A 24,105-nucleotide genomic window follows, 5' to 3' on the forward strand; every position below is an offset into this window, starting at 1 on the left:
CGCCGGGGGCGGCATGGAGTGCCTTGCGTGAAACTCAACGATCCCACACTGCTGCGCCAACAGGCGTACATCAACGGCCACTGGTGCGATGCCGACGACGGTCGTCAGGTCGAGGTCTGCGACCCGGCCAACGGCGAGCGCCTGGGCAGCGTGCCGCTGATGGGCGGCGCCGAGACGATACGCGCCATCGAAGCCGCCGAGGCCGCGCTGCAAGGCTGGCGCGAGCGCACCGCCAAGGACCGCGCGCAGGTGCTGCGCCGCTGGTTCGAACTGCTGCTGCAACACGAAGACGACCTGGCCCGGCTGATGACCTTCGAGCAGGGCAAGCCGCTGCACGAAGCACTGGGCGAGATCCGCTACGCGGCCTCGTTCATCGAATGGTTTGCCGAGGAAGGCAAGCGCGTCTACGGCGATGTCATCCCCAGCCCTTCCAACGACAAGCGCCTGCTGGTGATCAAGCAGGGCATCGGCGTGTGCACCGCCATCACCCCGTGGAACTTCCCGGCGGCGATGATCACGCGCAAGGTGGCCCCGGCCCTGGCCGCCGGCTGCACCATCGTGGTCAAGCCGGCCAACGAAACCCCCTTCTGCGCCCTGGCGCTGGTGGAGCTGGCCGAACGTGCAGGCATCCCGGCCGGGGTGTTCAGCGTGGTCACCGGTGATGCGGTGGCCATTGGCGCCCAGTTCACCGGGCACCCGGCCGTGCGCAAGCTGAGCTTTACCGGCTCCACCCCGATCGGCCGGCTGCTGATGGGCCAGTGTGCCCAGAGCATCAAGAAGGTGTCGCTGGAACTGGGCGGCAACGCGCCGTTCATCGTGTTCGACGATGCCGACATCGACGCCGCCGTCGAAGGCGCGCTGGCAGCCAAGTACCGCAACGCCGGCCAGACCTGCGTATGCGTCAACCGTTTCTACGTGCATGACAGCGTGTATGCGCAGTTCACCGAACGCTTCGTGGAGCGCGTGCGCGCCCTGGGCGTGGGCCACGGCACCAGCGCCGCGAGCCAGGTCGGCCCGCTGATCAGCGACAAGGCCGTGGCCAAGGTGCGCAGCCTGATCGACGACGCCGTGGCCAAGGGCGCCGACCTGCTGCTGGGCGGCGAAGCCCATGCGCTGGGCGGCAACTTCTTCGCACCCACGGTGCTGGCCAACATTGCGCCGGGCACCCAGCTGCTGCAGGACGAGATCTTCGGCCCGGTGGCGGCCATCGTGCGCTTTCGCAGCGACGAAGAGGTGATTGCCCAGGCCAACGACACCCTGTACGGCCTGGCGGCGTACTTCTACAGCCGCGACATCGCCCGGGTGTTCAAGGTAGCCGAGGCACTGGAGTACGGCATGGTCGGCATCAATACCGGGCTGATCTCCAATGAAGTGGCGCCGTTTGGCGGCGTCAAGCAGTCGGGCCTGGGCCGCGAAGGCTCGCGCTACGGCATCGAAGACTATCTGCAAATCAAGTACCTGTGCCTGGCCGTGTGAGCCAGTGGCAGTCGAGGTGAATCATGGCCAACAAATACGAGATGTTCAGTGTGCAGGTAACCGCCGTCGAGCAGGCGACGCCGCTGATCAAGCGCTTCACCCTGGCCCGTGAGGACGGCGCGCCGATGCCGGCATTTACCGGTGGCAGCCACGTAATCGTGCAGATGCAGGGCGCCGACGGGCGCCAGTTCAGCAACGCCTACTCGCTGATGAGCGACCCGCGCGACACCCGCAGCTACCAGATCGGCGTGCGCCTTGAAGAGCAGTCCAAGGGTGGCTCGGCGTTCATGCACCAGCAGGTCGAGGTGGGCAGCGTGCTGACCATCTCCAGCCCCAACAACCTGTTCGCGCTGGACCCGAGCGCGGGCCGGCACGTACTGATCGCCGGCGGCATCGGCATCACGCCGTTTCTGGCGCAGTTGCATGAACTGGAGGCCGGCAGCACCGCCTACGAGCTGCACTATGCCTTTCGCAGCCCCGAGCATGGCGCGTTCCAGGCCGAACTGAGCAGCGGGCCGCATGCGGCCAACACGCAGTTCTACATCGACAGCCTGGAGCGCAAGCTGGACCTGGCCGCGCTGTTTGCGGGCCTGGATGACGCGGCGCATGTGTATGTGTGCGGGCCCAAGCCGCTGATCGATGCGGTGATCGCCACCGCAGCGTCGCTGGGCATTGCCGAGCAGCGCGTGCACTGGGAGCAGTTTGCCGCGGCGCCGGTGACCGGTGCGGCGTTTACCGTGGTGCTGGCGCGCTCGGGGCAGGAGTTGCAGGTGGAGGAAGGCATGACCATCTTGCAGGCCATCGAGAAATCCAAGGCGGCCAAGGTGGAATGCCTGTGCCGCGAGGGTGTGTGCGGCACCTGCGAGACCATGATTCTGGAGGGTGAGGCCGAGCATTTCGACCAGTATCTGAGCGATGAAGAGAAGGCTTCGCAGCAGAGCATGATGCTGTGCGTGTCGCGGGCGCGCACGGCCCGGCTGGTGCTGGACCTTTGAATCGATTCGCCGGCAACGCCGGCTCCTACAGCAGATCGCCCAACCTGTAGGAGCCGGCGTTGCCGGCGAAGTCTTTCAAGCCGGGCGCAGCACCAGCACCGCCAGTGGCGGCAGGTTCACCGCCAGCGACAGCGGCTGCCCATGGCTGGGCAACGCCTCGCTGTTCACCGCCCCGAGGTTGCCGTAGTTGGACCCGGCATACACCTGGGCATCGCTGTTGAGCACCTCCACCCACTGTTCGCCAAACGGCACCCCGATGCGATAACCCTCCCTCGGCACCGGCGTGAAGTTGGCCACCACCAGCAACGGCTCGCCCTCGGCGCTCCAGCGCAGCCACGCATACACGCTGTTGCGCGCATCGTCGCCGATCAGCCACTGGAACCCTTGCGGCACGCAGTCCTGCTGATGCAGCGCCTTTTCGTCGCGGTACAGCCGGTTCAGGTCGGCCACCAGCGACTGCACACCCTTGTGCTCGGGGTACTGCAACAGATACCAGTCCAGTTCCGCGTCATGGTTCCACTCGCGCCACTGGCCGAATTCGCAGCCCATGAACAGCAGCTTCTTGCCCGGATGGCACCACATGAAGGCCAGGTACGCGCGCAGGTTGGCGAACTTCTGCCAGCGGTCGCCCGGCATCTTGTCGATCAGCGAGTGCTTGCCGTGTACCACCTCGTCATGGGAAATCGGCAGGATGAAATGCTCGGAATACGCGTAGATCAGGCCGAAGCTCATCTCGTTGTGATGATGCGCACGGTGGATCGGGTCGTTCTGGATGTAATGCAGGGTGTCGTGCATCCAGCCCATGTTCCACTTGTAGTTGAAACCCAGGCCGCCCTGCTGGGTCGGCTGGCTGACACCCGGCCAGGCGGTGGATTCCTCGGCGATCACCAGCGCCCCCGGCGCCTCCTGGGCCACCACATCGTTGAGGTGGCGCAGAAAATCGATGGCCTCCAGGTTCTCGCGCCCGCCGTGGCGGTTGGGCACCCATTCGCCGGCCTTGCGCGAGTAGTCGCGGTACAGCATCGAGGCCACCGCATCCACCCGCAGCCCGTCGATGTGAAAATGCTTGAGCCAGTGCAATGCCGAAGCCAGCATGAAGCCGTGCACCTCGTTGCGCCCCAGGTTGTAGATCAGCGTGTCCCAGTCCTGGTGGAAGCCCTCCAGCGGGTTGGCGTACTCATACAGTGCGGTGCCGTCGAACTGCGCCAGCCCATGTTCGTCGGTGGGAAAATGCGCCGGCACCCAGTCGAGGATCACGCCGATGTGGGCCTGGTGGCAGGCGTCGATGAACGCGGCGAAATCCTCGGCCGTGCCATAGCGCGCGGTGGGCGCGAACATCGACAACGGCTGGTAGCCCCACGAGCCGCCAAACGGATGCTCCATGATCGGCATCAGCTCGATATGGGTGAAGCCCAGCTCCTGGATGTAGGGCACCAGCCGCTCGGCCAGTTCGCGCCAGTTGTAGTAGCGAGCCACTTCACCGCTTTCATCCAGCTCGCATTGCCAGGAACCGGCGTGCAGTTCGTAGATCGACAGCGGCGCGTTGGTGGCCTGGTGCGACGCACGCACGCGCATCCAGCCCTGGTCCTGCCACACATGGCCCAGCGCGGCGGCCACCTTCGAGGCGGTGCTGGGCGGCAGCTCGGTGGCCAGTGCCAGCGGGTCGGCCTTGAGCGGCAGGATGCCGTCGGGCCCGAGCAGTTCGTACTTGTACGTCTCGCCGGCCTGCAGGCGCGGGATGAACAGCTCCCACACACCGCTGGGCACGCGCTTGCGCATCGGGTGGCGGCGCCCGTCCCAGTTGTTGAAGTGACCGACCACCGACACCCGCCGCGCATTCGGCGCCCACACCGCAAAGCGCACCCCGTCGATGCCGTCCACCTGTGCGGGCTGCGCGCCGAACACCTTGGCCAGGTCGCGATGATTGCCTTCGGCGAACAGGTACAGGTCCATCTCGCCCAGCAGCAACTGGGTAAAGCTGTAGGGGTCTTCGGTGACCTGCTCGCCCCCTGCCCAGTTGATGTGCAGGTCGTACGCCTGCGGTTGCTGCAACCGCCCGCTGAACAGCCCGGGCACACTGCCCTGCTCCAGCTCCAGCAGCACCTGCCCGCTGTCGCGGGCCACCGCCCGGGCACTCAGGGCATCGGGCAGGTAGGCGCGTATCCACTGCCCGCCCGCGCCATCCGGGTGCGGCCCGAGCACCGCGAACGGGTCGCCGTGCCTGGCATTGACCAGGTCATCGATATCCCTTGTGCCCAACCCAGCCTGTTCCCGCTTGTGCGCGCTCATTCATTCTCCCCACGTACTGACAAGCCCATGGAGGCCATGCAAGGGCACGGCCAACCAGCTCGGGCGATTCTCGGCTTCATACATAATTTCGTAGGCAGCCTTTTCCAGGCTGAACAGGTCCAGCGCCGCGCGTGCCCCGCCGGGCTGTTCCCAGGCGTGCGGCAGGTCGGCGGTGGCCAGATCGTAGGCCTGAACAAAGGCATGCCGGGCCTGGTGCAGGTAGCGCCGCGCCACGCGCTGACGGGCCTGGCGGGCCGGCGGCGAGACGTCCACCCCCGACGCGCTGCGCAACACCATCGCAGCAGCATAGTCGAACGAACGCAGCACGCCGCTGACGTCCTTGTACGGGCTATGCTTGCCGCGTCGCTCCTCCAGCGGGCGCGCCGGCTCGCCTTCGAAGTCGATCAGATAGGCATCGCCCTGCACCACCAGCACCTGGCCCAGGTGCAGGTCGCCGTGTACCCGTATCAGCACGCCACCGACCGCCTGCATGGCCAGTTCGCTGACCTGTTCGAGCAGGCCCTTGCGCTGCTTGCCCAGGTCGTCGACCAGCGCCTGGCTGTCGGCATCCAGCTCATCGCGGTGCTGCTCCAGCAGGTCGAACGCCTGGTTGAGCTGGGCACTGACCTGCTTGCCCCAGGCCTTGCCATCGCGCGCGCTACTCACCCGCGGCTTGAACGCCGGGTCCTGGGTGGGCGCGGCCAGCACCTGATGCATCTGGCCCAGGCGCTGGCCCAGCTGCGCGGCAAAGGCCTGCAGCTCCTGCAAGGCATCGGCATGGGCCTGCGGGGCCTGGATGCCGGGTTCCATTTCGTCGCGAATCGCGCGTTCCAGGGTGTTCTGGGTCCAGTCCCAGGCGTCGCCCTGGTTGCTCAGGTAGCCCTGGGCGATCATCAGCAGGTGCGGCTGCCCGGTGGCGTCCACCCGGCTCAGCCAGCCCAGCAGCGGTGATATGTTCGGGTAGCCGGCGGCAGTGAGGTAGGCGCTCATCTCGAGCTCGGGGTGGATGCCGCCATTGACCCGGCGGATCAGCTTGAGCACCAGGCTGCCCCCTACCACCACCGAGCTGTTGGACTGCTCGGCCGACAGGTAGCGCACCGCCGGCTCGTCGCCCAGCTCCAGGGCGGCCAGCTGCTCGGTGGCCTGGAACTGCAACTCGCCGTCGCTGCAGCTCAGGCGCGTGCCATCGGCAAAGCCGGCCAGCACCGCGCGAATGAAGCTTTCGAGCACGAAACCATCGGTGATCAGGCCCACCTGGCGCCCCCGGCGTACCCGTGACAGGGCCAGTTGCTGGGGCAATGCGCTGGTCAGCTGGTCTTCGCCGATCAGGCCGAACGGCAACTGATAGCGGCTGGTCTGCCCGCCGCTGTCGACCTCGATTTCACTGAGCAGCACGGGGCTGGTGGCCGCACCGAAGCGCACGCCATAGGCGATGCGCACCTTTTCCAGCGCGGCGCCCTTGCCCGCGAACCAGCGGCGCTTGGGCAGGTACTGCGGCAGGATGGCGTCTTGCAGGGTGTCGCGCGACGGCGATTCGAGCAGCTCCTCCATGCGTTTCTTGAGCACCACGGTGGTGAACTCCGGTAGCGGCTGCGCGGGCTGCACATGCCAGCTGGGCATCTGGTCCCTGGGCGCGAGCAGGAACCAGTAGAAGCCATAGGGCGGCAAGGTCAGCAGAAACGGCAGTTGGCCGATCGGCGGGAACGCGCTGCCGCCGAGCATCTCCACCGGCACCTGGTCGACATAGGCCGAGAGGTCCAGCTCTGCCGCCTGGGCGGCGCGGGACACGTTGGCCACGCACAGAATGGTTTCGCCCTTGCCGTCGCTGCCGGTGAACTCGCGGACATACGCCAGGATGCGGCGGTTGCTGGGCGAGAGCATGGTCAGGCTGCCGCGGCCAAAGGCCTTTTGCTGCTTGCGCACCGCCAGCAGGCGACGGTTGAAGTTGAGCAGCGAATGCGGGTCGCTGGCCTGGGCCTCGACGTTCACCGACTGGTAGCCGTACACCGGGTCCATGATCGGCGGCAGCACCAGGCGTGCCGGGTCGGCGCGGGAGAAGCCGCCGTTGCGGTCGATGGACCATTGCATCGGCGTGCGCACGCCGTCGCGGTCGCCCAGGTAGATGTTGTCGCCCATGCCGATCTCGTCACCGTAATACAGGGTCGGGGTGCCCGGCATCGACAGCAGCAGGCTGGTCAGCAGCTCGACCCGGCGCCGGTCGCGTTGCAGCAACGGTGCCAGGCGCCGGCGGATGCCCAGGTTGATGCGCGCGCGACGATCCTGGGCGTAGTAGTTCCACAGGTAGTCGCGCTCGCGGTCGGTGACCATCTCCAGGGTCAGCTCGTCGTGGTTGCGCAGGAAGATCGCCCATTGGCAGTTGGCCGGGATCTCCGGGGTCTGGCGCAGGATGTCGGTGACCGGAAAGCGGTCTTCCTGGGCCAGCGCCATGTACATGCGCGGCATCAGCGGAAAGTGAAAGGCCATGTGGCACTCGTCGCCCTGCCCTTCGCCGAAGTACAGCTGGGTGTCCTCGGGCCACTGGTTGGCCTCGGCCAGCAGCATGCGGTCGGGGTAGTTGGCGTCGATTTCGGCGCGGATCTTCTTCAGCACCTGGTGGGTTTCGGGCAGGTTCTCGTTGTTGGTGCCATCGCGCTCGATCAGGTACGGGATGGCATCCAGGCGCAGGCCATCCACGCCCAGGTCGAGCCAGTAGCGCATCACCCCGATCACCGCCTTGAGCACCTGCGGGTTGTCGAAGTTGAGGTCGGGCTGGTGCGAATAGAAGCGGTGCCAGAAGTACTGGCCGGCAACCGGGTCCCAGGTCCAGTTGGAGTGCTCGGTGTCGAGGAAGATGATGCGCGTGCCGTCGTACCTGGTATCGGTGTCGGACCACACATAAAAGTCCCGCGCCCTGGAGCCGGGCTTGGCGCGCCGGGCCTTCTGGAACCACGGGTGCTGGTCGGAGGTGTGGTTGATGACAAGCTCGGTGATCACCCGCAGGTTGCGCTTGTGCGCCTCGGCGATGAAACGGCGCACGTCTGCCAGGGTGCCGTAGTCGCTGTGCACGGCCTTGTAGGCGGCGATGTCGTAGCCGTCGTCGCGCCGTGGCGAGGGGTAGAACGGCAGCAGCCACAGGGTGTTGACCCCAAGCTCGGCGATGTAGTCGAGCTTGGCGATCAGGCCGGGAAAATCACCGATGCCGTCGCCGTTGGAGTCGAAGAACGACTTGACGTGCACCTGGTAGATGATCGCGTCCTTGTACCACAGCGGGTCGTTGATGAACGTGGCTGGGCGGGCTTTCTTCGCCATGTACGACTCCTTCAGGTTGGCGGGGGGCTAGCGGGCCGGGGTGATGCGCCAGATGCCGAACGGCTGGTGCCAGGGTTCGATGCGCATCCACTGGGTCTTGCCGTACCAGCTCCAGCGATGGCCGCTCATCAGGTCTTCGCCGAAGGTTTCGGCGTCGTCCTCCAGGCCCAGCTCCCACAGCGGCAACTCGAAGTGCGCCTCCTGGGCGTTGTGCGGGTCGAGGCTGACGGCCACCAGGATCAGGCTGCCGCTGGCCGGATCGCCCTTGGCGAAGTACAGGATGTTGTCGTTCCAGGCGTTGTAGAAGCGGATGCCCAGGTGGGTCTGCAGGGCCGGGTGCTGGCGGCGGATGCGGTTGAGCTGGGCGATCTCGGCAATGATGTTGCCGGGCTGGGTGTAGTCGCGCGGGCGGATCTCGTACTTCTCCGAGTCCAGGTATTCCTCCTTGCCCGGTATCGCCGCCGCCTCGCACAGCTCGAACCCCGAATACATGCCCCACAGGCCCGAGCCCATGGTGGCCAGCGCTGCGCGAATCAGAAAGCCCGGGCGGCCGGAGTCGTGCAGGAAGAACGGGTTGATGTCCGGCGTGTTGACGAAGAAGTTGGGGCGGTAGCAGTACGACCACGGCGGCTGGTTGAGTTCGCTGAAGTACTGTTGCAGCTCGGCCTTGGTGTTGCGCCAGGTGAAGTAGGTATAGCTCTGCGAATAGCCGACCTTGCCCAGGCGCGCCATCATCGCCGGCTTGGTGAAGGCCTCGGCGAGGAAGATCACCTGCGGGTGCTGGCTGCGCACGTTGGCGATCAGCCACTCCCAGAACGGCAGCGGCTTGGTGTGCGGGTTGTCCACGCGAAACTGGGTCACGCCCTCCTGCACCCAGCCCAGCACCACGTCGCGCAGGGCCAGCCACAGGGCGGGCACCGCGTCGGCGGCATAGAAGTCGACGTTGACGATGTCCTGGTATTTTTTCGGTGGGTTCTCGGCATAGCGGATGGTGCCGTCGGGGCGCCAGCTGAACCAGCCCGGGTGCTCGGTGAGCCAGGGGTGGTCCTGGGAGCACTGGATGGCGAAGTCCAGGGCGATTTCCAGACCATGCTCGGCGGCGGCGGCCACCAGCCGGCGGAAGTCTTCGCGGCTGCCCAGCTGCGGGTGGATGGCCTCGTGCCCGCCGTCGGCGCTGCCGATGGCGTAGGGGCTGCCGGGGTCGTCGGGGCCGGCCTGCAAGGCATTGTTGCGGCCCTTGCGGTGCTGGGTGCCGATGGGGTGGATGGGCGGGAAGTACAGCACGTCAAAGCCCATGTCGCGGATCATCGGCAGGCGCTGATGCACGTCGTTGAAGGTGCCGTGGCGGGCCGGGTCGTCGGTGACCGAACGCGGGAACAGCTCGTACCAGCTGGCAAAGCGTGCGCGCTCGCGCTCCACCTCAAGGGGGAACTCGGCGCTGCGGCTGAGGTAGGCACGGTGGTCGGCGCGGCCCATCAGGGCGCGGGTGTCGTCGTGCAGCAGCAGCTCGACACCGGCCTGGGCAGGCAGGCTGGCCAGTTGCAGGGCCACCGCCTCCAGTTGCGCACGCAGCGGCTCGCTGCTGCGCTCGGCGCTCTGCATCAGGTGGCGGCGGCCTTCCTCCAGCTCCAGGCCTACGTCGACGCCGGCGGCGAATTTCTTCTCCAGCTCGTAGCAGTAGCTGGCGTACTGGTCGATCCAGGCCTCGATCATGAACAGGTGGCGGCCCACCTCGCTGACCGTGAAGCGCCCCTCCCAGCTGTCGTTGCCCAGCAGCGTCATGGGCACTTCGTGCCAGTTGGGGTGCTGCAGGCGGCGCCAGCTCAGGCGCACGGCCAGCACGTCGTGGCCGTCGGCGAAGACCTTGCTGGTAACGGTGACCTGTTCGCCCACGGTGCCCTTGACCGCATGCTGGCCGGCGTCGAGCACAGGCTCGGTGTTCTCGATCACTATGCGCGGCAGCAGCAGCGCCCTGGCCAGGGTCAGGGTGTGCTCGCTGGTTTCATCGGTGCTGAAAGGCTCATCGCGGGTCATCGAACATCGCTCCGTTACGCTGTGACGGTAAGGTTCAGAGCAATGGCAGGCGTGGGGGTTCAATAAAAAATGAGCGATGCGGCGCGGCCACGGTCGAAGAATGGGTCAGCCTTTGAACAGCCCTTTATGTGAGGTTCGGCCCATGAATATTCCTATTCCTGCTGAAACGCCCGATCCGAATATCGATGACCCCAATCTGCCACCACCGGTGCCCGAGAAGGAGCCCGAGCCGCCCAAGGAGCAGGAGCCCGTGGGCGATCCGCCCAGTGAAGAGCCGCCGGTGAAGGTGCAAGCGTAGACGGGGTTGCACGGTGGTGCTGCTTTCGCCGGCAACGCCGGCTCCTACAGTAAACGCGCCGACCTGTAGGAGCCGGCGTTGCCGGCGATGCGATGTCAGCGATTGCACAACTCCTCGATGCTAATCTCGCGCATGCGAAACTTCTGGATCTTGCCGGTCACCGTCATCGGAAACTCCTCGACGAAACGAAAATGTCGCGGCGTCTTGAAGTGCGCGATGCGGCTCTTGCACCAGGCCTGCAGCTCCCCATCGGTGGCGCTGTGCCCAGGGTGCAGCTTGATCCACGCCACGATCTCCTCGCCGTAACGCTCATCCGGAATGCCGATCACCTGCACGTCCGCCACCGACGGGTGGGTAAAGAAGAACTCCTCCAGCTCGCGCGGGTAGATGTTCTCGCCACCGCGAATGATCATGTCCTTGTTGCGCCCGGCAATGCACACGTAGCCCTGCTCGTCCATGCTCGCCAAGTCGCCGGTGTGCATCCAGCCCGCCGGGTCGATCGCCTCGCTGGTGGCCGCCGGGTTGCCCCAGTAGCCCAGCATCACGCTGTAGCCGCGGGTGCACAGCTCGCCGATGGTGCCACGCGGCACGATGCAGCCGTGTTCGTCGACGATCTTGCTCTCCAGCTGCGGCTGGGTGCGCCCCACCGTGGTCACGCGCAGCTCCAGCTCGTCGTCCGGGCCGGTCTGCAGCGACACCGGGCTGGTCTCGGTCATGCCGTAGGCGATCTGCACCTCGCCCATGTGCAACTGGTCGATCACCCGACGCATCACTTCGATCGGGCAGGTGGCGCCGGCCATGATGCCGGTGCGCAGGCTGCTCAGGTCGTAGTCGCCGCGCTGCGGCTGGTCGAGCAGCGCGATGAACATGGTCGGCACCCCGTACAGCACGGTGGCGCGCTCGCGGGCCACGCCCTCGAGGGTCAGCAGCGGGTCGAAGGCGTCGTTGGGGTAGATCATGGTGGTGCCGTGGGTGATGCAGCCCAGGTTGCCCATGACCATGCCGAAGCAGTGGTACAGCGGCACCGGGATCACCATGCGGTCATGCTCGGTCAGGCCCAGGCTCTCGCCGACCATGTAGCCGTTGTTGAGGATGTTGTAGTGGCTCAGGGTCGCGCCCTTGGGAAAGCCCGTGGTGCCGGAGGTGTACTGGATGTTCACCGGCTGGTCGAACTGCAGGCTCTGCTGGCGCTGCTGGTACTCGGCCGGGGCGACCTGCTCGGCCATGCCGGCCAGCGCCGCCCACGGCAGGAAGCCGCCCGGCGGCGCGTCGTCGAGGCTGATCAGCCCGCGCAGGTCGGGCAGGCGCTCGCCATTGAGCTGGCCTGGCGCCTGGTGCGCCAGCTCCGGCAGCAGTTCGCCGAGCATGGCATGGTAGTCGGAGGTCTTGAAGGTGCCGGCGCAGATCAGCCACTGGCAGGCAGACTGGCGCAGCACGTATTCCAGTTCGCTGGTGCGGTAGGCCGGGTTGATGTTGACCAGGATCACGCCGATTTTGGCGGTGGCGAACTGGGCGATGCACCACTGCGCGCAGTTGGGCGCCCAGATACCCAGGCGGTCGCCGGTCTTCAGGCCCAGCGCCATCAGGGCGCGGGCATGCAGGTCGATGCTGTCGGCCAGTTCGCGCCAGCTGTAGCGCAGTTGCTGGTGGCGTACCACCAGTGCCTCGCGCTCGGCAAAGCGCTCCACGGTGTTGTCCAGGGCCTGGCCGATGGTCATGGCCAGCAGCGGTTTGTCCTGGCGACCCTGGGTGTAGCTCGGTTGATTCATGACGACCCCGTATTGTGATTGTTGTGGGTGCTGATTCACGCGAGACCTAATGTGGCGCAAATTAACGTTAACGTAAAGGTCATGGGGAGATTGACAGTGTTCGGCGTGGGGTTTACGTTAACGTAAAGGTGACAGATCGCAGCGCCTTGATCGCGGGTCAACCACCACGCCACTCAAAGAACAATCGACAAGAAAGGTGCCAGCATGCGTTATCCGACCCTGAACTTCGCCCTGGGCGAAACCATCGACATGCTCCGCGACCAGGTGCAGGCGTTCGTCGCAGCCGAGCTGGCCCCGCGTGCGGCGCAGATCGACCAGGACAACCTGTTCCCCGCCGACATGTGGCGCAAGTTCGGCGACATGGGCCTGCTGGGCATCACCGTCAGCGAAGAATACGGCGGCGCGGGCCTGGGCTACCTGGCCCACGTGGTGGCCATGGAAGAAATCAGCCGCGGCTCGGCCTCGGTCGCGCTCTCCTACGGCGCCCACTCCAACCTCTGCGTCAACCAGATCAACCGCAACGGCACCGCCGAACAGAAAGCCAAATACCTGCCCAAGCTGATCAGCGGCGAGCACATCGGCGCCCTGGCCATGAGCGAGCCCAACGCCGGCTCCGACGTGGTGTCGATGAAACTGCGTGCCGAACAGCGCGGCGACCGCTTCGTGCTCAACGGCAGCAAGACCTGGATCACCAACGGCCCCGACGCCAACACCTACGTGATCTACGCCAAGACCGACCTGGAAAAGGGCCCCCACGGCATCACCGCGTTCATCGTCGAGCGCGACTGGGCCGGCTTCAGCCGCAGCAACAAGTTCGACAAGCTGGGCATGCGCGGTTCCAACACCTGCGAGCTGTTCTTCGACAACGTCGAGGTGCCCCAGGAGAACATCCTCGGCCAGCTCAACGGTGGCGTGAAGGTGCTGATGAGCGGCCTGGACTACGAGCGTGTGGTGCTCTCCGGCGGCCCTACCGGGATCATGCAGGCGTGCATGGACCTGGTGGTGCCCTACATCCACGACCGCAAGCAGTTCGGCCAGAGCATCGGCGAGTTCCAGCTGATCCAGGGCAAGATCGCCGACATGTACACCCAGCTCAATGCCAGCCGCGCCTACCTGTATGCCGTGGCCCAGGCCTGTGATCGCGCCGAGACCACCCGCAAGGACGCCGCCGGGGTGATCCTCTATACCGCCGAGCGCGCCACCCAGATGGCCCTCGAGGCAATCCAGATTCTGGGCGGCAACGGCTACATCAACGAGTTCCCCGCAGGCCGCCTGCTGCGCGACGCCAAGCTGTACGAGATCGGCGCCGGCACCAGCGAGATCCGGCGCATGCTGATCGGTCGCGAGCTGTTCAACGAGACGCGCTGAGGCGCTCAGCGGCAACGCCGCCATAACGCAGACCCACTCTTGCAGCTTGGAGCTTGCCGCTTGAAGCTGCGCCAGGAGCCACGATGATTCTGAAGTCTCAGTTGAACCCCCGCGCGCCCGAATTCGCGCTCAACAGCGCGGCCATGCTCGAACAGGTGCAAGGCCTGCGTGACCTGCTCGCCAGCGTGCACCAGGGCGGCGGGCCCAAAGCCCAGGAGCGCCACACCTCACGCGGCAAGTTGCTGCCGCGCGACCGCATCGACCGCCTGCTCGACCCGGGTTCGCCGTTTCTGGAGATCGGCCAGCTGGCCGCCCACGAGGTGTACGGCGAAGACGTGCCTGCCGCCGGCGTGATCGCCGGCATCGGCCGCATCGAGGGCGTGGAGTGCATGATCGTGGCCAACGACGCCACCGTCAAAGGCGGCTCGTACTACCCGCTGACCGTCAAGAAGCACCTGCGCGCCCAGACCATCGCCCAGCAGAACCGCCTGCCCTGCGTGTACCTGGTGGACTCTGGCGGCGCCAACCTGCCGCGCCAGGACGAGGTGTTCCCCGACCGCGAGCACTTCGGCCGCATCTTCTTCAACCAGGCCACCATGAGCGCCCAGGGCATCCCGCAGATCGCCGTGGTGATGGGCTCGTGCACCGCCGGCGGTGCCTACGTGCCGGCCATGGCCGACGAGGCGATCATGGTGCGCCAGCAGGCCACCATCTTCCTGGCCGGCCCGCCGCTGGTCAAAGCCGCCACCGGCGAGGTGGTCAGCGCCGAAGACCTGGGCGGTGCCGACGTGCACTGCAAGGTCAGCGGCGTGGCCGACCACTATGCCGACAACGACGAACACGCCCTGGCCATCGCCCGGCGCTGCGTGGCCAACCTCAACTGGCGCAAGCTGGGCCAGCTGCAGGTGCGCACCCCGATCGCCCCGCTGTACGCAGCCGACGAGCTGTACGGCGTGGTGCCGGCCGATGCCAAGCAGCCGTTCGATGTGCGCGAGGTGATCGCGCGCCTGGTGGACGGCTCGCTGTTCGACGAGTTCAAGGCGCTGTTCGGTACCACGCTGGTGTGCGGCTTTGCCCACCTGCACGGCTACCCGGTGGCGATTCTGGCCAACAACGGCATCCTGTTCGCCGAGGCCGCGCAGAAAGGCGCGCACTTCATCGAGCTGGCCTGCCAGCGCGGCATCCCGCTGCTGTTCCTGCAGAACATCACCGGCTTCATGGTGGGCCAGAAGTACGAGGCCGGCGGCATCGCCAAGCATGGCGCCAAGCTGGTGACCGCAGTGGCCTGTGCCCAGGTGCCCAAGTTCACCGTGATCATCGGCGGCAGCTTCGGTGCCGGCAACTATGGCATGTGCGGGCGTGCCTACGATCCGCGCTTTCTGTGGATGTGGCCCAACGCGCGCATCGGCGTGATGGGCGCCGAACAGGCCGCAGGCGTGCTGGCCCAGGTCAAGCGCGAACAGAGCGAGCGCAGCGGCCAGGTTTTCAGCCCGCAGGACGAGGCGCAGCTCAAGCAGCCGATCCTGGACCAGTACGAACACCAGGGCCACCCCTACTATTCCAGCGCAAGGCTGTGGGACGACGGCGTCATCGACCCTGCGCAAACCCGCGAGATTCTCGGCCTGGCCCTCTCGGCAGCCCTCAATGCCCCGATCGAACCGAGCCGTTTCGGCATTTTCCGGATGTGACCGATGAGCGACTTCTCTACCCTTGAACTGATTCGCGACCCGCGCGGCTTCGCCACCCTGTGGCTGAGCCGCGAGGCCAAGAACAACGCCTTCAACGCGCAGATGATCCGCGAACTGATCATCGCCATCGACCAGATCGGCAACGACGCCAGCCTGCGCTTCATGGTGCTGCGCGGGCGCGGCCGGCACTTCAGTGCCGGCGCCGACCTTGCCTGGATGCAGCAGTCGGCGCAGCTGGACTACAACACCAACCTGGACGACGCCCGCGAGCTGGCCGAGCTGATGTACAACCTGGCGCGGCTCAAGGTGCCGACCCTGGCGGTGGTCCAGGGCGCAGCCTTCGGCGGTGCCGTGGGGCTGATCAGTTGCTGCGACATGGCCATCGGTGCCGACGACGCGCAGCTGTGCCTGTCGGAAGTGCGCATCGGCCTGGCGCCGGCGGTGATCAGCCCGTTCGTGGTACAGGCCATGGGCGAGCGCGCCACCCGCCGCTATGCCCTGACCGCCGAACGCTTCAGCGGCGAGCGGGCCCGCGAACTGGGCCTGCTGGCCGAAACCTGCCCGGCCGCGCAGCTGGATGCCGAGGTCGAGCGCTGGGTCGACAACCTGCTGCTCAACAGCCCGCAGGCCATGTGCGCCAGCAAGGAGCTGCTGCGCGAAGTGGGCAATGGTGAGCTCACCCCTGCCCTGCGCCGCTACTGTGAAGGCGCCATTGCGCGTATCCGCGTGAGCGCCGAAGGCCAGGAGGGCCTGCGCGCCTTCCTCGAAAAACGCACGCCAGCCTGGCAAACCCCCGCTTCGGACAAGGAGCCACGCCCATGAGCCGCCCTCTGCTGACCACCCTGCTGGTCGCCAACCGTGGCGAGATCGCCTGCCGCGTGATGCGCACCGCCAAGGCCATGGGCCTGACCACCGTGGCCGTGCACAGCGCCATCGACCGCGATGCGCGGCACAGCCGCGAAGCGGATATCCGGGTTGACCTGGGTGGCGCCAAGGCGGCCGAGAGCTACCTGGACATCCCCAGGCTGATTGCCGCGGCCAAGGCCAGCGGCGCCCAGGCGATACACCCGGGCTACGGCTTTCTGTCGGAGAACGCAGGCTTTGCCCGGGCCATCGAAGAGGCCGGGCTGATCTTCCTCGGCCCGCCGGCCAGTGCCATCGACGCGATGGGCAGCAAGTCGGCGGCCAAGGCGCTGATGGAAGTGGCCGGGGTACCGCTGGTGCCTGGCTACCACGGCGAAGCCCAGGACCTGGAGACCTTCCGCGCGGCCGCCCAGCGCATCGGCTACCCCGTACTGCTCAAGGCCACCGCCGGTGGCGGTGGCAAGGGCATGAAGGTGGTCGAGCAGGAAAGCCAGCTGGGTGAAGCCCTGGCCTCGGCCCAGCGTGAAGCGCTGTCGTCGTTCGGCGATGCACGCATGCTGGTCGAAAAGTACGTGCTCAAGCCGCGTCACGTCGAGATCCAGGTGTTCGCCGACCAGCATGGCAACTGCCTGTACCTGAACGAGCGCGACTGCTCGATCCAGCGTCGTCACCAGAAGGTGGTCGAGGAAGCCCCGGCCCCCGGCCTGAGCCCGGCGCAGCGCCAGGCCATGGGCGAGGCGGCGGTACGTGCGGCCCAGGCCATCGGCTATGTGGGCGCAGGCACGGTCGAGTTCCTGCTCGATGCCCGTGGCGAATTCTTCTTCATGGAAATGAACACCCGCCTGCAGGTGGAGCACCCGGTGACCGAGGCGATCACCGGCCTGGACCTGGTGGCCTGGCAGATCCGCGTGGCGTGCGGCGAGGCGCTGCCGCTGACGCAGGATCAGGTGCCGCTGCACGGGCATGCCATCGAGGTACGCCTGTACGCCGAGGACCCGGCCAACGACTTTCTGCCGGCCACCGGGCACCTGGCGCTGTACCGCGAGTCGGCGCCGGGCGAAGGGCGCCGGGTCGACAGCGGCGTGTGCGAAGGTGACAGCATCTCGCCGTTCTACGACCCGATGCTGGGCAAGCTGATTGCCTGGGGCGAGAACCGGGAACAGGCACGCCTGCGCCTGCTGGCGATGCTCGACAGCTTCGCCATTGGCGGCCTTAAGACCAACATCGCCTTCCTGCGCCGCATCCTGGCCCACCGCGCCTTTGCCGAGGCCGAACTGGATACCGGGTTCATCCCGCGCTATCAGGATCAACTGCTGCCCGCCCCCGTCGCGTTGCCGACAGCGTTCTGGCAGGCTGCCGGGCAGGCCTTCCAGCAATCGCGCCCCGCCTGCGTGCGCGCTGATGACCGGCACTCGCCGTGGGCAACCGCCACCGGTTTCAGGCCGGGCGTACCGGCGCAGACCGCCCTGCACCTGCGCTGCAATGGCGAAGACCGGGCACTGAACCTGAACCCCGGGTCGGTGTCCGCGCGCATGGACGGCGAGCACCTGGTGATCGAGCACGAAGGCGTGCGGCGCAGGCACCTGGCCGTGCGCCGTGGGCAAACGCTGTATCTGGAGTGGGATGGCGAGCTGCACGGGGTAAGCGCTTTCGACCCGATTGCCGAGGCGGACGCCGGCCATGCGCACCAGGGCGGCATGAGTGCGCCCATGAACGGCAGCATCGTGCGGGTACTGGTGGAGGTCGGTCAGGTGGTCGAGGCTGGCACGCAACTGGTGGTGCTGGAGGCCATGAAGATGGAGCACAGCATCCGCGCACCCCAGGCCGGGACGGTCAAGGCGCTGTATTGCCAGGAAGGCGAGATGGTCAGCGAAGGGGCCGCGCTGGTGGAGCTGGAGGTTCAGGAAGGCTGACGACGCTGCACCTGCACAGGGTTTTGTGGGCGCCACGAAACCCTGTGGGTGCCGGCTTGCCAGCGACGCTTTTCAGCCCAGCCGGATAGACGCCTGCACCACCACACCGAGCACCTCGGTGCCCTCCTCCCACGTCAGTTTGGGCCAGGTGGGATTGAGCGGCTGCAAGTACCGCTGACCACCCTCCTCGACCAGCTGGCGAAACACCGCGACAGGATTGCCGGGCAGGCGCGCGATCACCAGCGCGCCGATCTCGGCAATTCGACCGCTGTCCACCAGCACCATCATGCCCGCCGGCACGCTCAGGCCCATGGGCGAATTCATCGCGTCACCTTCCACCGTCAGCCAGTAGCACGGGCCATCGGCCAGGTGGTCGCTGAGCACGGTCGGCGCGCCTTCGACAGGCTCGGCCAGGTGCTCCCAGTCCGACAGCGGGTAGCGGAATGCACCCAGCGCCGGTGTGGCATAGACCCCGGACGGCTCCGCGACGGCGTCGTCGCAGACCACGCCCATGCGCCCCATGCCCAGTATCCGCAGGATCTCGTCGATGGTGGCCAGCGGTGGGTTGTTCCTTCCCCGAATCCAATGGCCAACGCCACCTTGGGTCACCCCGAGGCGTTCGGCCAGTTTCTCCTGCGTGAGGCCCAGCTCGCGCATTCTGGCTTTCGCCAGTTCATTCCATTTTTTCATCGCTGGCACGATACGGACTGACAGCAGCGACTCAATACATACTCTGTAGTATTTAAGCGATGGAATACAATACAACATGTACTTAGGATTGAAGGGTAATCTTTTCCTACTCACCACAAGGAAGGCAGCCCCATGACCCCACCCCCTTTCAACGACCTGGACAGCGAAGCGGCACGCCGCGCACTGGACTATTACCTCAACCCTACCCCATCTACGGTCAGCCACACGGACGACCAGCTGTTCATCGCCCGCCAGGACCTCTCGGCCGAAGCGGCCACCGAACACGCCTCGAGCATGCTGCGCTGCGCCGCGGCCAGCGCCTACGAGTCGGCCGACAACCTCAAGGGCAACTCACGGGACATGGCCTTCTCGGTGATGCACATGATCAACATGGCCAGGGCGCTGCTGGACCGCAGCCTCGCGGAACAGGCCAGGCGGCAGGAGCTTCAATCAAGGGAGGGATGATGGGCAACGGGAACGGCGGTGGGGCAGGCCGTGGTTCAACGACCAGGCACAGCGATGCGGAATTTTTTGCTGGATAACAGAAAATTCATTTGACTTGAAAATGAGAACGATTATTATTGCAAACAACTGGTCGCGAGACTGGTTGGATAACTGAAAGCCCTTAGGTCGGACTCTCAGATTATCTCCTCATCAGGCTAATCACGGTTTTTGACCCGGCTTTTTGCCGGGTCTTTTTTTTTGGCTCTTCAGGCTAATGAAGGCGGGTGGTGCTTGAATGGCAGCGATGATAGCAAATGTATGTCTCGATATGTAACCCCGAGGCAAGCCTTTGCCGATTCAGCACTTGAGAATCAATCTCATGTAGATTAAGCTGTCGCAGCGTCAGGGAAGACGCCCCCTTCTCTTCAGTCGTTTCTTTCTGCAAGGAGCTCGTACATGACCCGTCTGTTGCTGCCCCTTGAACACCATCACGATAGCGCCGACCTCGGCGAAGATGCCCTGCTCGTGCGCCTGAAAAAGCTGCCACGCCGGGTACAGCAGGTGTTCCTGCTCAATCGCCTCGATCAACTGTCGTTCGCCGCCATCGCCCAGCGCCTGGATATCGGCGCACCGACCGTGGAACGGCACATGGGCCAGGTACTGCAGGCCGCCCTGCCGGTGCGCAGCGCCTCCAGCACTGCGGCGGCACAATGGTATGTGCGCCTGCAGAGCCCGGACATCACCGCCAGCGAGCGCATCGACTTTCGCCGCTGGCTGGATGCCGCCCCCGAACACCTGCATGCGTTCCATGCCACCGAACTGCGCTGGCGCAACCTGCTGGCACCGGCCCGGCAACTGGGCGATGGGCACTGGTATCGCCAGGCCTGGGCCGGTGTTTCGCTGGGAGGCTGCTCGGTGGCGCTCGGCCTGGGGTTGGCAGCGGCGCTGGCGATCGGTTTCTGGTCGTGATCCAGGGGTGTAGAGTGGTTGGCACAACAACTCTACCGGAGCCTGGCCATGACCGTGACGCTGTCCCCCGTTAGCATCGATTGCGCATTCGATGCCGGCAACATCCTGCTCGTCGATGCCGGCAACCCGTCCCGGATTCACCTGAACATCCGCCCCGACACCCACAGCGGGCATTTCCAGTGGTTTCACTTCAAGGCCAGCGGGCTGACGCCCGGGCATACCCACGCCTTCAGCCTGGACAACGCCAGCCAGTCGTCCTATAGCGCCGCATGGGAGGGCTACCAGGCGGTAGCGTCCTACGACCAGCAGAACTGGTTTCGCGTGCCGACCCGCTACGACGGCAAGGCCCTGCACTTCAGCCTTGAGCCCCGCGAAACACAGACCTGGTTCGCCTACTTCGAGCCCTACCCGCGCGCGCGGCACAATCAGCTGATCGAACGCGCCAGCGCCTTGCCGGGCGTCGAACTGCTGGCCACCGGGCGCAGCGTCGAAGGGCGCGATATCCCGTTGCTGCGGGCGGGCGACGGGGGCGCGGGCAAGCGCAAGCTGTGGATCATCGCCCAGCAGCACCCCGGCGAGCACATGGCCGAGTGGTTCATGGAGGGCGTGATCGACCGCATACAGGGCAACGATGCCACAGTGCAGGCCCTGCTGGCGGTCGCCGACCTGTACCTGATCCCCAACATGAACCCGGACGGTGCCGCTGCCGGGCACCTGCGCACCAATGCCAGGGGCAAGGACCTCAACCGCGCCTGGCAGGATGCGAACATCGAACACACCCCTGAGGTGCTGTTCGCCCAGCAGCAGATGAAGCTGTATGGCGTGGACCTGTTCCTGGATGCCCATGGCGATGAGGAAATACCCCATGTGTTCACGGCCGGGTGCGAAGGCAACCCGGGCTACACGGATCGGATCGCGGCACTGGAGGAGCGTTTTCGCAGCACCCTGTGCAGCGTGACCCGGGACTTCCAGACCACCCACGGCTACCCGCGCAGCAAGCCTGGGCAGGCCAACATGACCCTGGCATGCAATGCGGTGGGCCAGGCGCATGACTGCCTGTCGCTGACCCTGGAGATGCCGTTCAAGGATCACGACGACGCGCCCGATGCGGTGACCGGCTGGTCGGGTGAACGCTCCAAGGCGCTGGGCAGCGCGGTGATCGACACCTTGGCGAAGCTGGTCGCAGCGCTGCGCTAGGGGCTGGCACACCGTCGCCCCGCAGCGCTCCCCATCGCGGGTCAAGCCCGCTCCCACAAGGCTTGCAGTGCCCTGTGGGAGCGGCCTGACCCGCGATGAGGCAGGTCAGGCCGGCGGCGGCCCCGCCACCCGCACGCAATCATCCGGCCCCAGCACCCGCCCATCCGCCGCTCGCAGCTGCAGCGGGCCCACGGGCGCCCCGCTCTGGCGGTCCACCAGCACCGAATGCGCCTCGCCAGGCTGGTAGAAAAACGCCTCGCCCCACTGGCGCAGCCCCACGATCAAGGGAAACAACCCGCGCCCCTTCTCGGTCAGCACGTACTCCTGGTACACGCTGCCATCCGACGCCGGCACCAGCTCCAGAATCCGGTGCTCCACCAACTGGCGCAAGCGCGAGGCCAAAATGTTCTTGGCCATGCCCAGGTTGCGCTGGAACTCGCCAAAGCGGCGCAAGCCATCAAACGCATCACGCACGATCAACAGCGACCACCAGTCACCGATCGCGTCCAGTGACCGGGCCACCGGGCATTCGGCATCTTGCAGGCGGGTACGCTGAACCATGGTCGCTCTCGGCAGGCTGAAAAAGTAGTTGCAATATAAAACCGGTCCTCTCAGCATACAACCAGTTTCATTATGCAACCACATAGGATATCGCCATGCCCGCCTCCCCTGCGCCCCGGCTTTCGCCGTGGCTCGCCCTGCTGTTCTCCGTCGCCTGCGCACTGGCGGTGGCCAACGTGTATTACGCCCAGCCACTGCTGGACGCGATGGCCCGCGACTTCGCCATCGACCCGGCGCTGGTGGGGCTGGTGGTGACCCTGACCCAGGTGGGCTACGGCCTGGGCCTGATACTGCTGGTGCCTCTGGGCGACCTGTTCGAGCGGCGCCGGCTGATCGTGCTGCAGTCGCTGCTGTCGGTGCTGGCCCTGCTGATGATCGCGCTGGCCACCAGCAGCGCCTGGCTGTTTGTCGGCATGGCCCTGACCGGCCTGTTGGCGGTGGTGGCGCAACTGCTGGTGGCGCATGCCGCCAGCGTATCGGCCGACACCGAACGCGGGCATGTGGTGGGCATGGTCACCAGCGGTATCGTGATCGGCATCCTGCTGGCCCGCACCCTGTCCGGGGCGATGGCCGATCTGGCCGGCTGGCGCTCGATCTACGCCCTGTCGGCAGCGCTGACCCTGCTGATGACCCTGCTGCTGTGGCGCGTGCTGCCCGCACACACGGCTGCGCGCCCCAACACTGGCTACGGCGCGCTGCTGGTGTCGTTGTGGCAACTGGTGCGCGAGCAGCCGGTGCTGCGCCAGCGCGCCCTGCTGGCAATGCTCAGCTTCGCCTCGGCCATGGTGCTGTGGACCCCGCTGGTACTGCCCCTGAGCGCCCCGCCGCTGTCGTTGTCGGCAACCGAGGTGGGCTTGTTCGGCCTGGCCGGTGCTGCCGGGGCGCTGGCCGCCGCGCGTGCCGGCGGGCTGGCCGACCGTGGCCTGGGGCAACGGGTCAGCGGCCTCTCGCTGCTGCTGATGATCGGTTCATGGGGCGCCATCGCCCTCACCCAGCAATCGCTGTGGGCACTGCTGCTGGGGGTGGTGGTGTTCGACCTGGGCCTGCAGGCGCTGCACGTGGCCAGCCAGAGCCTGATCTACCGCCTGCCGGCCGATACCCACAGCCGGCTCACCGCCGCCTACATGCTGTTCTACTCCATCGGCAGTGCACTGGGCTCGCTGGCCTCGACGCTGGCCTACGCCTGGGGCGGCTGGCTGCTGGTATGCGTGCTGGGCGCGGGGTTGAATGTGCTGGCACTGGGGTACTGGTGGCGCACCGTGCGCCAGCCGGCTCAGAACTGCACGTCGAGTATCACGCTGTCCAGGTAGTCGCCGGCCGGCGGCGTGGCCTGGTCGGTGTAGACCCTGGCGTTGTAGTTGAACACCTGGCTGCCGGCCGCGCTGCCACTGCCATTGCCGTTGCCCGGGTTGATGTCGGCGTCGCTGCTGGCGCGCCGCGCACTGCTCAGGCTGCCCCAGCGCACGCCCCCGCCACTCTTGAAGATGTCATAGGCCAGGTAGTTGCCGGCGCTGGATTTCATGCGCCGACGCCCGCCTGCCACGTTCTGCCCGTCATCCAGCCCCACCGTGTAGGCACTGCCCTTGGTACAGGCCAGGTTGACGTTCTGGCTCACCGTGGCGAACCCGCTGACCACCGGCGCGCTGCCGAACACGATGTTGGGCGAGCTGATCTGGCAGTCGTTGGTGACGGTCAGGTTGATGGTCAGGGTGGTAGTGGCGTTGAGCACCTGCCGCCCCAGGCAGGAGCTGCCCAGACCCAGCCCCCAGCAATAGTCGATGCTCCAGGCCACGGTGAACGTCTCCTGGTACAGGCCGGCCGCCACGTTGCTGGTCATTTGCGTGCGCAGGTAGATGGGCACGGTCTTGGGCGAGGTGCCGCCGAGCAGGCCCAGGGCATCGATGATGCCGTTGCGCGCAAAATCGTAGGGCTGGCCCCGGGTGATCGGGTAGCTGGTGCTGTTGTTGGCGTACAGCGTGTAGAGGATGACGTCGCCGGTGGGGCCCACCAGCCCGGTGGTGCCGTTGTTGGCGGTGAAGGTGGCCTTGAAGGAGTCATCCGAACGCAGCAGGGTCAGCAGCGAACCGGTGCAGCTCAAGCCGGCACTGGGCGCCGTGGTGGTCTGCACCGTGGTGCGTATCAGGGTGGAGTTGACCAGGCCGAAAGTGGCCGGCGTGGTTGCCAGCACCTGGCACAGCGCCTGGGCGCGCATGCAGGCCAGCAGTGCCAGCAGCGCAAGCA

Annotated in this window: 18 protein-coding genes; 11 read left to right on the plus strand and 7 right to left on the minus strand. The window is 66.3% G+C overall.

The genetic code is table 11. The features are described 5' to 3' along the window. Positions 1-27 precede the first annotated feature (27 nt). Both V9K84_RS09570 and V9K84_RS09575 read left to right on the plus strand, forming a co-directional pair. Positions 28-1,476, plus strand: coding sequence for an NAD-dependent succinate-semialdehyde dehydrogenase (locus V9K84_RS09570; protein ID WP_088515112.1), 1,449 nt, complete (start codon positions 28-30; stop codon positions 1,474-1,476). A 23-nt stretch (positions 1,477-1,499) separates the two neighbouring features. After that, positions 1,500-2,471 (plus strand): PDR/VanB family oxidoreductase, encoded by a 972-nt coding sequence (locus V9K84_RS09575; protein ID WP_054914401.1) that lies wholly within the window; start codon positions 1,500-1,502, stop codon positions 2,469-2,471. Positions 2,472-2,546: 75 nt separating this feature from the next. Here the strand turns inward: V9K84_RS09575 and glgB are convergent, their stop codons facing one another. Genes glgB through V9K84_RS09590 form a run of 3 tightly spaced genes read right to left on the minus strand, consistent with a single transcriptional unit; the run spans position 2,547 to position 10,103 of the window. Next, positions 2,547-4,760, minus strand: coding sequence for a 1,4-alpha-glucan branching protein GlgB (glgB, locus tag V9K84_RS09580; protein WP_088515113.1), 2,214 nt, complete (start codon positions 4,758-4,760; stop codon positions 2,547-2,549). Further along, a complete protein-coding gene (treS, locus tag V9K84_RS09585) occupies positions 4,761-8,069 on the minus strand; it encodes a maltose alpha-D-glucosyltransferase (RefSeq protein ID WP_088515114.1) in 3,309 nt (1,102 codons plus the stop codon). It lies immediately after the preceding gene. A 27-nt stretch (positions 8,070-8,096) separates the two neighbouring features. Then, positions 8,097-10,103 (minus strand): alpha-1,4-glucan--maltose-1-phosphate maltosyltransferase, encoded by a 2,007-nt coding sequence (locus V9K84_RS09590; RefSeq protein ID WP_088515115.1) that lies wholly within the window; start codon positions 10,101-10,103, stop codon positions 8,097-8,099. Between the two features lie 142 nt (positions 10,104-10,245). On the opposite strand from V9K84_RS09590, the gene V9K84_RS09595 reads away from it, so the two are divergent. Next, positions 10,246-10,401, plus strand: a complete 156-nt coding sequence (locus tag V9K84_RS09595) for a hypothetical protein (protein ID WP_167400188.1) — start codon at positions 10,246-10,248, stop codon at positions 10,399-10,401. A 95-nt stretch (positions 10,402-10,496) separates the two neighbouring features. Here the strand turns inward: V9K84_RS09595 and V9K84_RS09600 are convergent, their stop codons facing one another. Further along, positions 10,497-12,170, minus strand: a complete 1,674-nt coding sequence (locus V9K84_RS09600; RefSeq protein ID WP_088515116.1) for an AMP-binding protein — start codon at positions 12,168-12,170, stop codon at positions 10,497-10,499. 204 nt (positions 12,171-12,374) lie between these two features. Between V9K84_RS09600 and V9K84_RS09605 the strand changes: the two genes are divergently transcribed. From V9K84_RS09605 to V9K84_RS09620, 4 genes are all read left to right on the plus strand, one after another. After that, complete coding sequence (locus V9K84_RS09605; protein ID WP_043863959.1) at positions 12,375-13,538, plus strand: isovaleryl-CoA dehydrogenase; 1,164 nt, start codon at positions 12,375-12,377, stop codon at positions 13,536-13,538. Positions 13,539-13,621: 83 nt separating this feature from the next. Beyond that, complete coding sequence (locus tag V9K84_RS09610) at positions 13,622-15,226, plus strand: carboxyl transferase domain-containing protein (RefSeq protein WP_043863960.1); 1,605 nt, start codon at positions 13,622-13,624, stop codon at positions 15,224-15,226. 3 nt (positions 15,227-15,229) lie between these two features. Beyond that, a complete protein-coding gene (locus tag V9K84_RS09615; RefSeq protein WP_043863961.1) occupies positions 15,230-16,048 on the plus strand; it encodes a gamma-carboxygeranoyl-CoA hydratase in 819 nt (272 codons plus the stop codon). Then, positions 16,045-18,003, plus strand: coding sequence for an acetyl/propionyl/methylcrotonyl-CoA carboxylase subunit alpha (locus V9K84_RS09620; protein ID WP_088515117.1), 1,959 nt, complete (start codon positions 16,045-16,047; stop codon positions 18,001-18,003). The genes V9K84_RS09615 and V9K84_RS09620 overlap by 4 nt, the downstream gene beginning before the upstream one ends. Before the next feature lie 72 nt (positions 18,004-18,075). Here V9K84_RS09620 and V9K84_RS09625 read toward each other — a convergent pair whose 3' ends face one another. Continuing rightward, positions 18,076-18,693 (minus strand): S24 family peptidase, encoded by a 618-nt coding sequence (locus V9K84_RS09625; protein ID WP_063611980.1) that lies wholly within the window; start codon positions 18,691-18,693, stop codon positions 18,076-18,078. 132 nt (positions 18,694-18,825) lie between these two features. Here V9K84_RS09625 and V9K84_RS09630 point away from each other — a divergent pair, with 132 nt between their 5' ends. The 3 genes from V9K84_RS09630 to V9K84_RS09640 all read left to right on the plus strand — a co-directional run bounded on the left by V9K84_RS09630 (position 18,826) and on the right by V9K84_RS09640 (position 21,303). After that, a complete protein-coding gene (locus V9K84_RS09630) occupies positions 18,826-19,158 on the plus strand; it encodes a DUF3077 domain-containing protein (protein ID WP_054914395.1) in 333 nt (110 codons plus the stop codon). Positions 19,159-19,593: 435 nt separating this feature from the next. Further along, complete coding sequence (locus V9K84_RS09635) at positions 19,594-20,106, plus strand: DUF4880 domain-containing protein (RefSeq protein ID WP_043863965.1); 513 nt, start codon at positions 19,594-19,596, stop codon at positions 20,104-20,106. 48 nt (positions 20,107-20,154) lie between these two features. Further along, on the plus strand, positions 20,155-21,303 hold the full coding sequence (locus tag V9K84_RS09640; protein ID WP_088515118.1) for a M14-type cytosolic carboxypeptidase: 1,149 nt from the start codon (positions 20,155-20,157) through the stop codon (positions 21,301-21,303). A gap of 105 nt (positions 21,304-21,408) precedes the next feature. On the opposite strand, the gene V9K84_RS09645 is transcribed toward V9K84_RS09640, so the two are convergent. Next, the gene (locus V9K84_RS09645) at positions 21,409-21,864 is read right to left on the minus strand and encodes a helix-turn-helix domain-containing protein (RefSeq protein ID WP_088515119.1); all 456 of its coding nucleotides are present in this window, start codon (positions 21,862-21,864) and stop codon (positions 21,409-21,411) included. A 95-nt stretch (positions 21,865-21,959) separates the two neighbouring features. Here V9K84_RS09645 and V9K84_RS09650 point away from each other — a divergent pair, with 95 nt between their 5' ends. Continuing rightward, positions 21,960-23,174, plus strand: coding sequence for an MFS transporter (locus V9K84_RS09650; protein WP_078481709.1), 1,215 nt, complete (start codon positions 21,960-21,962; stop codon positions 23,172-23,174). Here V9K84_RS09650 and V9K84_RS09655 read toward each other — a convergent pair. Next, positions 23,138-24,076, minus strand: a complete 939-nt coding sequence (locus V9K84_RS09655) for a spore coat U domain-containing protein (RefSeq protein ID WP_088515135.1) — start codon at positions 24,074-24,076, stop codon at positions 23,138-23,140. The genes V9K84_RS09650 and V9K84_RS09655 overlap by 37 nt on opposite strands. Positions 24,077-24,105 lie beyond the last annotated feature (29 nt).

The sequence above is a fragment of the Pseudomonas sp. AE27 genome (assembly GCF_037113495.1).
GTDB lineage: Bacteria > Pseudomonadota > Gammaproteobacteria > Pseudomonadales > Pseudomonadaceae > Aquipseudomonas > Aquipseudomonas palmensis.